This is a genomic window from Pseudomonas sp. A125, from assembly GCF_055409485.1.
Window position 1 is genome coordinate 92,581 of record NZ_JBUZVP010000023.1, and the last position, 11,121, is coordinate 103,701.

General features: G+C 60.3%; 10 protein-coding genes. 6 read left to right on the plus strand and 4 right to left on the minus strand.

The features are described 5' to 3' along the window. Window positions 1-150: 150 nt before the first annotated feature. The 3 genes from infA to aat all read right to left on the minus strand — a co-directional run bounded on the left by infA (window position 151) and on the right by aat (window position 1,913). Window positions 151-369, minus strand: a complete 219-nt coding sequence (gene infA, locus ACZRN6_RS26245) for a translation initiation factor IF-1 (protein WP_002553999.1) — start codon at window positions 367-369, stop codon at window positions 151-153. 100 nt (window positions 370-469) lie between these two features. Further along, window positions 470-1,177, minus strand: coding sequence for an arginyltransferase (locus ACZRN6_RS26250; RefSeq protein WP_322145915.1), 708 nt, complete (start codon window positions 1,175-1,177; stop codon window positions 470-472). 55 nt (window positions 1,178-1,232) lie between these two features. After that, window positions 1,233-1,913 (minus strand): leucyl/phenylalanyl-tRNA--protein transferase, encoded by a 681-nt coding sequence (gene aat, locus ACZRN6_RS26255; protein WP_322145914.1) that lies wholly within the window; start codon window positions 1,911-1,913, stop codon window positions 1,233-1,235. A gap of 487 nt (window positions 1,914-2,400) precedes the next feature. On the opposite strand from aat, the gene ftsK reads away from it, so the two are divergent. From ftsK to cysG, 6 genes are read left to right on the plus strand one after another with little or no spacing between them, the layout of a single operon-like run. Further along, window positions 2,401-4,809 (plus strand): DNA translocase FtsK, encoded by a 2,409-nt coding sequence (gene ftsK / locus ACZRN6_RS26260; protein ID WP_177026320.1) that lies wholly within the window; start codon window positions 2,401-2,403, stop codon window positions 4,807-4,809. A 57-nt stretch (window positions 4,810-4,866) separates the two neighbouring features. Then, on the plus strand, window positions 4,867-5,490 hold the full coding sequence (lolA, locus tag ACZRN6_RS26265) for an outer membrane lipoprotein periplasmic chaperone LolA (protein ID WP_322145913.1): 624 nt from the start codon (window positions 4,867-4,869) through the stop codon (window positions 5,488-5,490). A 27-nt stretch (window positions 5,491-5,517) separates the two neighbouring features. Next, window positions 5,518-6,840 carry a replication-associated recombination protein A gene (locus ACZRN6_RS26270; protein WP_322145912.1) on the plus strand — a complete coding sequence of 441 codons (1,323 nt, stop codon included), beginning with the start codon at window positions 5,518-5,520 and terminating at the stop codon, window positions 6,838-6,840. Then, window positions 6,840-7,214 (plus strand): fluoride efflux transporter CrcB, encoded by a 375-nt coding sequence (gene crcB, locus ACZRN6_RS26275; protein ID WP_010172479.1) that lies wholly within the window; start codon window positions 6,840-6,842, stop codon window positions 7,212-7,214. Before ACZRN6_RS26270 ends, crcB begins: the two co-directional genes overlap by 1 nt. 16 nt (window positions 7,215-7,230) lie before the next feature. Next, a complete protein-coding gene (serS, locus tag ACZRN6_RS26280; RefSeq protein WP_177026318.1) occupies window positions 7,231-8,511 on the plus strand; it encodes a serine--tRNA ligase in 1,281 nt (426 codons plus the stop codon). Next, window positions 8,512-9,906, plus strand: coding sequence for a siroheme synthase CysG (gene cysG, locus ACZRN6_RS26285; protein WP_322145911.1), 1,395 nt, complete (start codon window positions 8,512-8,514; stop codon window positions 9,904-9,906). A gap of 145 nt (window positions 9,907-10,051) precedes the next feature. Here cysG and ACZRN6_RS26290 read toward each other — a convergent pair whose 3' ends face one another. After that, a complete protein-coding gene (locus ACZRN6_RS26290) occupies window positions 10,052-11,047 on the minus strand; it encodes a glutathione S-transferase family protein (protein WP_322145910.1) in 996 nt (331 codons plus the stop codon). Window positions 11,048-11,121 lie beyond the last annotated feature (74 nt).

Here is an 11,121-nt window from a genome sequence, read left to right on the forward strand (position 1 = left end):
CTTGCCTGCGATAGCGGAGGGTCAGCGGTTGATGCGCTTGCTGACGGCCGCCATCGCAGGCAAGCCAGCTCCCACAAGGGTGTGTGGTGTTCAAATAATTGCGCGCACACAAAAACGCCCGGCATAACCGGGCGTTTTGTATTGACTTGATTAACGAGCGCGGTAAGTGATGCGCCCTTTGCTCAAGTCATAGGGCGTCAGTTCGACGCGCACTTTGTCACCGGTAAGAATACGAATGTAGTTCTTGCGCATCTTGCCGGAGATATGCGCGGTTACGACGTGCCCATTTTCCAACTCCACACGAAACATGGTGTTGGGCAGGGTGTCGACGACAGTGCCTTCCATTTCGAAGCTGTCTTCTTTCGACATGCAGTAAAGCCCTCGGTATCCAGTGAATGGCCCGGTGCAACTGCGCCAGGCAAAAGCGGCGTGCATTGTGCCCGAAAAAGGGTGTTTAAGCCAAGAGGTTCTAGTTCAAGGTGACCCATCTTTGGTTAATTAGCAGCTCAATGGGCCGATATTGGGTCTTGTAGTTCATTTTTTTGCAGTTTTTGATCCAGTATCCGAGGTACACCGCCTCCAATTCCAGGCGCAAGGCTTCGCCGATCTGCCACAAAATCGCGAAGCGTCCCAGGCTGCGACGTTCCTCGGCGGGCTCATAAAAGGTGTAGACCGCCGACAGGCCATTGGGCAGCAGGTCGGTGACGGCGACCGCCACCAGGCGTCCTTCAAGGCGGAACTCGTAGAAGCGCGAGAACGGCAGGTCGCGCACCAGGAACGTGGAAAACTGGTCGCGGCTGGGCGGGAACATGTCGCCGTCGGCGTGGCGCTGCTCGATGTAACGTTGGTAAAGGTCGAAGTATTCTTCACTGAAAGCCGGTTTGGCGGCAGTGACGGTCAAGTCGGCATTGCGCTTGAGGATGCGCTTCTGATTGCGGTCCGCCAGGAACTGCGCCACCGGGATGCGCGCCGGTACGCAGGCGTTGCAGTTCTGGCAGTGGGGCCGATAGAGGTGGTCGCCGCTGCGCCGGAAGCCCATTTCCGATAAATCGGCATACACATGCACGTCCATCGGCTGGCTGGGGTCGAGGAACAGCGTGGTGGCCTGCTCATCGGGCAGATAGCTGCAAGAGTGGGGTTGAGTGGCATAAAACTTCAAACGCGCCAGCTCGGTCATGATCAACCCTCGGATAAGCTTTGAAATAAGTGTAAGCCAGGTGTGGGAAAGTCGCCTAGGAAACCCACGGGGCATCGCTGGGTTGGTCCAGATGGTCGCGCAGGAAGTTCGCAAAATCGCTGCGGGGGATGGCGCGGGCGCCGAGGCTGTGCAGGTGATCGGTGGGCATCTGGCAGTCGATCAGCACAAAGCCCCAGGCCTGCAATTGCCTGACCAGGGTGGCAAAGCCGTACTTCGAGGCGTTGTCGGCACGGCTGAACATGGATTCGCCGAAGAACAACTGGCCCATCGCCAGGCCATACAGGCCGCCGACCAGTTCTCCCTCGTCCCAGACCTCTACCGAGTGCGCATAGCCGCGCTGGTGCAGCTGCAGGTAGGCGCTCTGCATGGCCTCGGTGATCCAGGTGCCGTCGGCATAACTGCGCGGCGCGGCGCAGGCCTGGATGACGGCGGCGAAATCCTGGTCGAAGGTGACGGTGTAGCGCTGCTGGCGCAACAATTTGCCCAGGCTGCGGGAAACATGCAGTTCGTCAGGGAACAGCACGGTGCGCGGGTCGGGCGACCACCAGAGGATTGGCTGGCCTTCCGAAAACCAGGGAAAGCAGCCATGGCGGTAGGCGTGGATCAAGCGGTCGGCCGAAAGGTCGCCACCGGCGGCGAGCAGGCCATTGGGTTCGCGCATGGCCTTGGCCAGCGGTGGAAACGTCAGGGTATTGCGTTGTAACCAGGTCAGCATGGCATCCAGGCTTACGGAAGGGGAGGGCGGTAACGGCGATGGTGCCCGTTGCGAGAGCTGTGATTATTGTCGACGAAACGCTCTGGGGCTACCCCGAACATGGGATCGGTACAGATAAGCATGAACGGGTGTTTCTGCAACTCTATGCCGGGGCCGTGGTCGTAATCGCGTACGTCGGTCGGCAAGCTTGCCTGGATTGGCAAAAACAGCTCATAAGCCTTTGTCAGTAAAGACAATGCATGCTCAAATTGAACGTTATGAAACTGAACATTGGCTATGCTGTGTAACGTGGGGCCAAGTGCGTGGCATAGCGCACACAAACCCGTACAATGCGGCCATTGGGGCGTTATCGCCGTTTCATGAATCAGTTGCAGAGTGTTAAAAGTAGCTTCACCGGCACTCGTTCATTTTTTACCTGCCCGGATTGGGCAGTATTTTGCAGTCATTCAATAGATGGACGCGCTAAAGGCGCAGGAAAAGACCCGTTTTGAAGAAATCCGCCGCAACACCTAAAGCCGCAGTCGTGCCCGCCTGGCGCCAGCACCTGCACTACCGACTCAAGGAAGGTGCACTGATCGCCATTGGCGCCCTGTGCCTGTTCCTGATGATGGCCTTGCTGACCTATGGCAAGGACGATCCGGGCTGGAGCCATAACAGCAAAATCGAAGACGTGCAGAACTTCGGTGGCCCGGCCGGCTCCTACAGCGCCGATATCCTGTTCATGGTGCTGGGTTACTTCGCGTATATCTTCCCGTTGCTGCTGGCCATCAAGACCTGGCAGATATTCCGCCAGCGCCATGAGCCGTGGCAGTGGAGCGGCTGGCTGTTTTCCTGGCGCCTGATCGGCCTGGTGTTCCTGGTGCTGTCCGGCGCGGCGCTGGCGCATATCCACTTCCACGCACCCACCGGTTTGCCGGCCGGTGCCGGCGGCGCGTTGGGCGAAAGCCTCGGCGACCTGGCCCGCAGAACCCTGAACATCCAGGGCAGTACCTTGATGTTCATCGCGCTGTTCCTGTTCGGCCTCACCGTGTTCACCGACCTGTCGTGGTTCAAGGTGATGGACGTAACCGGCAAGATCACCCTCGACCTGCTCGAACTGTTCCAGGGCGCCGCCAATCGCTGGTGGTCTGCCCGGGTGGATCGCAAACGCATGGTTGCGCAACTGCGCGAGGTCGACACCCGCGTCAACGAAGTGGTGGCCCCGAGCACGCCGGACCGGCGCGAGCAAGCCAAGGTCAAGGAGCGCCTGATCGAACGCGAACAGGCCCTGACCAAACACATGTCGGACCGCGAGAAGCAGGTACCGCCGGTGATCGCGCCTGCGCCGCCCAAGGCACCCGAGCCGAGCCACCGCGTGCAGAAAGAGAAGCAGGCGCCACTGTTTGTCGACAGCGCCGTGGAAGGCACCTTGCCGCCGATCTCGATTCTTGATCCTGCGGAAAAGAAACAGCTCAATTATTCCCCGGAGTCCCTGGCGGCCGTCGGCCACCTGCTGGAAATCAAGCTCAAGGAATTTGGCGTCGAAGTTTCGGTGGACTCGATTCACCCAGGCCCGGTGATTACCCGCTACGAAATCCAGCCGGCTGCGGGCGTCAAGGTCAGCCGCATCTCCAACCTGGCCAAGGACTTGGCGCGTTCACTGGCAGTGACCAGTGTGCGGGTGGTGGAAGTGATTCCGGGCAAGACCACCGTCGGTATCGAGATTCCCAACGAAGACCGGCAGATCGTGCGCTTCTCCGAAGTGCTGTCGACCCCGGAATACGACAACTTCAAATCGCCGGTCACCTTGGCCCTGGGCCACGACATCGGCGGCAAGCCGGTCATCACAGACCTGGCGAAAATGCCGCACTTGCTGGTTGCCGGTACCACCGGTTCCGGTAAGTCGGTGGGCGTGAACGCAATGATCCTGTCGATCCTGTTCAAGTCGGGGCCGGAAGACGCCAAGCTGATCATGATCGACCCGAAAATGCTTGAGCTGTCGATCTACGAAGGCATCCCGCACCTGCTGTGCCCGGTGGTGACCGACATGAAGGACGCCGCCAACGCGCTGCGCTGGAGCGTGGCCGAGATGGAACGGCGCTACAAATTGATGGCGAAGATGGGCGTACGTAACCTGTCGGGCTTTAACGCCAAGGTCAAGGAAGCCCAGGACGCCGGCACACCGCTGACCGACCCGCTGTACAAGCGCGAAAGCATTCACGACGAAGCGCCGCTGTTGACCAAGCTGCCGACCATCGTGGTGGTGGTCGACGAGTTTGCCGACATGATGATGATCGTCGGCAAGAAGGTCGAAGAGCTGATCGCCCGTATCGCCCAGAAGGCACGGGCCGCCGGTATCCACTTGATCCTGGCTACCCAGCGCCCATCGGTGGACGTGATCACCGGCCTGATCAAGGCCAACATCCCCACCCGTATGGCGTTCCAGGTGTCGAGCAAGATCGACTCCCGTACCATCATCGACCAGGGCGGTGCCGAGCAACTGCTGGGCCATGGTGACATGCTCTACATGCCGCCGGGTACCAGCCTGCCGATCCGTGTTCACGGCGCCTTCGTCTCCGACGATGAAGTGCACCGTGTGGTGGAAGCCTGGAAACTGCGCGGCGCCCCGGAATACAACGACGACATCCTTGCAGGCGTCGAAGAGGCCGGCAGCGGCTTCGACGGTGGCAGCGGCGGTGGCGACGATGATGCCGAGACCGATGCGCTCTACGACGAAGCGGTGCAGTTCGTGCTTGAGAGCCGCCGCGCCTCGATCTCCGCTGTACAGCGCAAGCTGAAGATTGGCTACAACCGTGCCGCGCGCATGATCGAAGCCATGGAAATGGCCGGCGTGGTCACCTCGATGAACACCAACGGCTCGCGCGAAGTCATAGCGCCTGCGCAGATGCGTGACTGATTACGTGCCGCGTGGCAACACGCGGCACGCCTTGCAAACGAATCTAAGAGGACTCCCATGCGTCTTATCCGCATGCTGTTGTTGCCGGCACTGGCCCTGACTGCTGTTTCGGCTCACGCTGACCCGGCTTCCGTTGCGAGCCTGACCAACCTGCTGGACAAATCCAAGACCCTGACCGCGCGCTTCTCCCAGTTGACCCTGGATGCCGGCGGCACCCAGTTGCAGCAGACCGAAGGTGAAATGGCCGTACAGCGCCCGGGGCTGTTCTATTGGCACACGGAAGGGAAGGCCGAGCAGACCATCGTATCCGACGGCCAGAAAGTCACCCTGTGGGACCCGGACCTGGAGCAGGCCACGATCAAGAAGCTGGATCCGCGCCTGAACCAGACGCCGGCATTGCTGCTGTCGGGCGACGTGTCAAAAATCAACGACAGCTTCGAAATCACCTCCAAGCAGACCAGCAATGTGATCGAGTTCACGCTCAAGCCGAAGTCCAAGGACACGCTGTTTGACAGCCTGAACCTATCGTTTGGCAACGGTGTGATCAACAACATGCGCCTGATCGACAGTGTCGGCCAGCGTACCGACATCCTGTTCTCCGGGGTCAAGGCCAACCAGCCGGTGCCGGCGTCCAAGTTCAAGTTCGACATCCCCAAGGGTGCCGACGTGATCCAGGAATAAACTGCCCAGAGGTTTCAAACGCTGCCCATGGACCTGTTTCGAAGTGACCCGATTGCTCAGCCTCTGGCGGCGCGCCTGCGCTCGACCAACCTGGACGAGTACGTCGGGCAGGAACACCTGCTCGCTCGCGGCAAGCCTTTGCGCGAAGCCCTGGAGCAGGGTGCGCTGCACTCGATGATTTTCTGGGGGCCGCCGGGGGTGGGTAAAACTACCCTGGCGCGGCTGCTGGCGAAAGTCTCGGATGCACACTTCGAAACGGTTTCTGCGGTGCTGGCCGGGGTCAAGGAGATCCGCCAGGCGGTAGAAATCGCCAAGCAGCAGGCTGGGCAATACGGCAAGCGCACCATCTTGTTTGTCGACGAAGTGCATCGCTTCAACAAGTCGCAGCAGGATGCGTTTTTGCCGTATGTCGAAGACGGCACGCTGATCTTTATTGGCGCTACCACCGAAAACCCGTCCTTTGAACTGAACAACGCCTTGCTGTCCCGGGCGCGTGTCTATGTGCTCAAAAGCCTTGATGAAGCGGCGATGCAAAAGCTGTTGCAGCGCGCGTTGAGCGAAGACAAGGGTTTGGGTAAGCGCCAGTTGAGCGTCAGCGAGGAAGGTTTCAAGATTCTTCTAACCGCTGCCGACGGTGATGGTCGACGTTTCCTCAACCTGCTGGAGAACGCTTCTGACCTGGCAGAAGACGGCAGCGAGATCGGTGTCGATTTGCTGCAAAGCCTGCTGGGCGACACCCGCCGGCGTTTCGACAAGGGCGGCGAGGCGTTCTATGACCAGATTTCCGCGCTGCACAAGTCGGTGCGCGGCTCCAACCCCGACGGCGCGCTGTACTGGTTTGCACGCATGATCGACGGTGGTTGCGACCCGCTGTACCTGGCCCGGCGCGTGGTGCGTATGGCCAGCGAAGACATCGGCAACGCCGACCCGCGCGCATTGAGCCTGTGCCTGGCCGCCTGGGACGTGCAGGAACGCCTGGGCAGCCCGGAAGGCGAGTTGGCGGTGGCCCAGGCCATCACGTACCTGGCCTGCGCGCCGAAGAGCAACGCGGTGTACATGGGCTTTAAGTCCGCCCTGCGTGCCGCCGCCGAGCATGGTTCGCTGGAAGTGCCGCTGCACCTGCGCAATGCGCCTACCAAGCTGATGAAGCAGCTCGGCTATGGCGATGAATACCGCTACGCCCACGATGAGCCAGACGCCTATGCCGCTGGCGAAGATTACTTCCCGGATGACCTTGAGCCGCAGCCGTTCTACCAGCCGGTGCCCCGCGGCCTGGAGCTGAAGATCGGCGAAAAGCTGAATCACCTCGCCCAACTTGATCGGCTCAGCCCGAAACAGCGGAGAAAGTAGTGCTTAGAACGATTCTTGCCGTGTCCGTGGCCGGCATCGCTGGTACATTATTGCGTTTCGCCACCAGCACCTGGGTCAGCGCCAACTGGCCGAAGCATTTTTATGCGGCGACCCTGGCAGTCAATCTGGTGGGGTGTTTGATTATCGGCTTGTTGTACGGCTGGTTTCTGATTCGCCCGGAAGTACCGATTGAGATTCGTGCCGGCTTGATTGTCGGCTTTGTAGGCGGTCTGACAACCTTTTCATCCTTTTCACTGGACACGCTACGCCTGCTCGAAAGCGGGCAGGCACCGGTCGCCTTCGGGTACCTGGCCATCAGCGTGTTCGGCGGGCTGCTCGCCACCTGGGCTGGCCTGTCCTTGACCAAACTTTGATAAACGAGAGACCGACATGCTCGATTCCAAACTGTTACGTAGCAACCTTCAGGACGTAGCGGACCGCCTGGCATCCCGAGGCTTCAGCCTGGATGTTGCGCGCATCGAAGCGCTGGAAGAACAGCGCAAGACCGTCCAGACCCGCACCGAAGCACTGCAGGCTGAACGTAATGCGCGTTCCAAATCCATCGGTCAGGCCAAGCAGCGCGGCGAAGACATCGCGCCGTTGATGGCGGACGTCGAGCGTATGGCGGGTGAGCTGGCTTCCGGCAAAGTCGAGCTGGACGCGATCCAGACCGAACTGGATTCGATCCTGCTGGGTATCCCGAACCTGCCGCACGAATCTGTACCGATCGGCGAAGACGAAGACGGCAACGTCGAAGTCCGTCGTTGGGGCACGCCAAAAGCCTTTGATTTCGAGATCAAGGACCACGTTGCCCTGGGCGAATTGACCGGCGGCCTGGATTTTGAAACGGCCGCCAAGATGTCCGGCGCGCGCTTTGCCTTGCTGCGTGGCCCGATCGCACGCATGCACCGCGCCCTGGCGCAGTTCATGATCAACCTGCACACCGGCGAGCACGGTTACGAAGAGGCCTACACCCCGTACCTGGTTCAGGCGCCGGCGTTGATGGGCACCAGCCAGTTGCCGAAGTTCGAGGAAGACCTGTTCAAGATCAGCCGCGATGGCGAAGCCGATCTGTACCTGATCCCGACCGCCGAAGTGTCACTGACCAACATCGTGGCCGGGGAAATCCTCGATGCCAAGCAACTGCCGATCAAGTTTGTCGCCCACTCGCCGTGCTTTCGCAGTGAAGCTGGTGCATCGGGTCGCGATACCCGCGGCATGATCCGCCAGCACCAGTTCGACAAGGTCGAGATGGTGCAGGTTGTCGAGCCGTCGACGTCGATGGAAGCGCTCGAAGGCCTGACCGCCAACGCCGAACGCGTCCTGCAATTGCTGGAGCTGCCGTACCGCGTCCTGGCGCTGTGCACCGGCGACATGGGGTTCAGCGCCGTGAAGACCTACGACCTGGAAGTGTGGGTGCCGAGCCAGGACAAATACCGCGAAATTTCGTCGTGCTCCAACTGCGGTGATTTCCAGGCCCGCCGCATGCAGGCGCGTTTCCGTAACCCGGAAACCGGTAAGCCTGAGCTGGTCCACACCCTCAACGGTTCGGGCCTGGCGGTAGGTCGCACCCTGGTGGCCGTGCTGGAAAACTACCAGCAGGCTGACGGCTCGATCCGCGTACCTGACGTGCTCAAGCCGTACATGGCGGGCGTTGAGGTCATCGGCTAAATGGAATTTCTGCCGCTGTTTCATAACCTGCGCGGCAGTCGTGTGTTGGTCGTCGGTGGCGGGGAGATTGCCTTGCGCAAATCCCGGCTGCTGGCCGACGCCGGCGCGTTGTTGCGGGTGGTTGCTCCCCAGGTTGAAGACCAGTTGCGTGAACTGGTACAGGGCAGTGGCGGTGAACTGATTTTGCGCGGTTATCAGGAGGCCGACCTCGACGGTTGCACCCTGATCATCGCCGCAACCGACGACGAGCCACTGAACGCCCAAGTGTCCAGTGATGCGCGGCGCCGTTGCGTGCCGGTCAATGTGGTGGATGCGCCGGCCTTGTGCAGCGTGATCTTCCCGGCGATTGTCGACCGTTCGCCGTTGGTCATCGCAGTGTCCAGCGGCGGCGATGCGCCGGTGCTGGCACGCTTGATCCGCGCCAAGCTGGAAACCTGGATTCCGTCGACCTACGGCCAACTGGCCGGGTTGGCAGCGCGCTTTCGTAGCCAGGTCAAAGGCTTGTTCCCGCAGGTGCAGCAGCGCCGTGCATTCTGGGAAGAAGTGTTTCAAGGCCCGATTGCTGATCGGCAATTGGCCGGGCAGGGCGATGAAGCCGAGCGTTTGCTGGTCGAGAAAATCAACGGCGCGCCGCCGCATGCACCGGGCGAGGTCTATTTGGTGGGTGCAGGCCCGGGTGATCCCGACCTGCTGACCTTCCGCGCTTTACGCTTGATGCAACAGGCGGATGTGGTGCTCTACGACCGCCTGGTGGCACCGGCGATTCTTGAGCTGTGCCGTCGTGATGCCGAGCGTGTGTATGTTGGCAAGCGTCGCGCCGACCATGCCGTGCCGCAAGACCAGATCAACCAACAACTGGTGGACCTGGCCAAGCAAGGCAAGCGTGTATTGCGGCTCAAGGGTGGCGATCCGTTCATCTTTGGGCGTGGTGGTGAAGAGATCGAAGAGCTGGCGGCCCATGGCATCCCGTTCCAGGTGGTGCCGGGTATTACGGCGGCCAGTGGTTGCGCGGCGTATGCCGGTATTCCGCTGACCCACCGCGACTATGCGCAATCGGTTCGCTTCATTACCGGGCACTTGAAGGACGGGACGTCGGACCTGCCGTGGAGTGACCTGGTGGGGCCTTCGCAAACCCTGGTGTTCTACATGGGGTTGATCGGGTTACCGATCATCTGTGAACAGCTGATCAAGCATGGTCGTTCGGCGGATACGCCGGCGGCGTTGATCCAGCAAGGCACTACGTCCAACCAGCGGGTGTTTACCGGCACGTTGGCTGACCTGCCGCGCATGGTGGCGGAGCATGAAGTTCATGCACCGACACTGGTGATTGTGGGAGAAGTGGTGCAGTTGCGTGAGAAGCTGAAGTGGTTTGAAGGCGCTCAGTCCGAAGTCTGACACCTCTCCTGTGGCAAGACTGTTCCTGTGGCGAGGGAGCTTGCTGTGGCGAGGGAGCTTGCTCCCGCTGGAGTGCGAAGCGCTCCCAGGATTTTGGGGCCGCTGCGCAGCCCAGCGGGAGCAAGCTCCCTCGCCACAGGGTTTGTCAGCTCAAGATGCCTTTTCCGCTCAGTCTCGCGCGGTCATGCTCCGCCTCAAACGTCTGCAAAGGCCCCTTCGGCACGATCCCCGTCGGGTTAATCGTACGGTGACTGGCGTAGTAGTGTCCCTTGATGTGGGCAAAATCCACCGTCTCGGCAATCCCCGGCCACTGGTACAGCTCCCTCAGCCAATTCGACAAATTCGGATAATCCGCAATCCGCCGCAGGTTGCATTTGAAGTGGCTGTAGTACACAGCATCAAAGCGGATCGCCGTGGTGAAAAGCCTTACATCGGCTTCCGTCAGGTATTCCCCCGCTAAATAGCGATGCTCACCCAAGTGCTGCTCAAGGTGATCCAGTTCGGCAAACACGTCGTCAAAAGCCGCTTCATAAGCCTTTTGCGAGGTCGCAAAGCCTGCGCGGTACACGCCGTTGTTCACGGCGGGATAGATCCGGTCGTTCAATGCGTCGATGCTCGAGCGCAGTGCTTCGGGATAGAAATCCAGCTGATTGCCGGTCAGTTCATTAAACGCGCTGTTGAACATGCGGATAATCTCTGCCGACTCATTGCTGACAATCCGCTTGAGCTTCTTGTCCCACAGCACCGGCACCGTGACGCGGCCGGTGTAGCTGGCGGTATCGGCGGTATAGCGCTGGTGCATGTAGGTGAAATCGTCGAGTTTGTCGCCGCTGGAGCCATGGGCCTTGTCGAACGTCCAGCCGTTTTCCAGCATCAACCAGCTGACAACAGACACATCGATCAGACTTTCCAGGCCTTTGAGCTTGCGCAGGATCAATGTGCGGTGTGCCCAGGGACAGGCGAGGGAGACGTACAGGTGATAGCGGCCGGCTTCGGCCTTGAAACCGCCTTCTCCGGTTGGGCCGGGCTCGCCATCGGCGGTTACCCAGTTGCGGCGTTGCGCCTGTTCCCGTTGGAAGGCGCCGTCTGCGCTACTTTCGTACCACTGGTCATGCCAGCGTCCTTCGATCAGCAAACCCATGACTGACTCCTTGGCTAATAAGCGTTGGAGTGCAGTCTAAAGGTCTGAGTTCGAACAAAAAGCGCAAAGGCTGG

Coding starts and splice junctions, on each gene's coding strand:
- cysG (WP_322145911.1), top strand. CDS start 8,512: ATGGAATTTCTGCCGCTGTTTCATAACCTGCGCGGCAGTCGTGTGTTG.
- ACZRN6_RS26250 (WP_322145915.1), bottom strand. CDS start 1,177: ATGACCGAGCTGGCGCGTTTGAAGTTTTATGCCACTCAACCCCACTCT.
- aat (WP_322145914.1), bottom strand. CDS start 1,913: ATGCTGACCTGGTTACAACGCAATACCCTGACGTTTCCACCGCTGGCC.
- lolA (WP_322145913.1), top strand. CDS start 4,867: ATGCGTCTTATCCGCATGCTGTTGTTGCCGGCACTGGCCCTGACTGCT.
- infA (WP_002553999.1), bottom strand. CDS start 369: ATGTCGAAAGAAGACAGCTTCGAAATGGAAGGCACTGTCGTCGACACC.
- ACZRN6_RS26290 (WP_322145910.1), bottom strand. CDS start 11,047: ATGGGTTTGCTGATCGAAGGACGCTGGCATGACCAGTGGTACGAAAGT.
- serS (WP_177026318.1), top strand. CDS start 7,231: ATGCTCGATTCCAAACTGTTACGTAGCAACCTTCAGGACGTAGCGGAC.
- ACZRN6_RS26270 (WP_322145912.1), top strand. CDS start 5,518: ATGGACCTGTTTCGAAGTGACCCGATTGCTCAGCCTCTGGCGGCGCGC.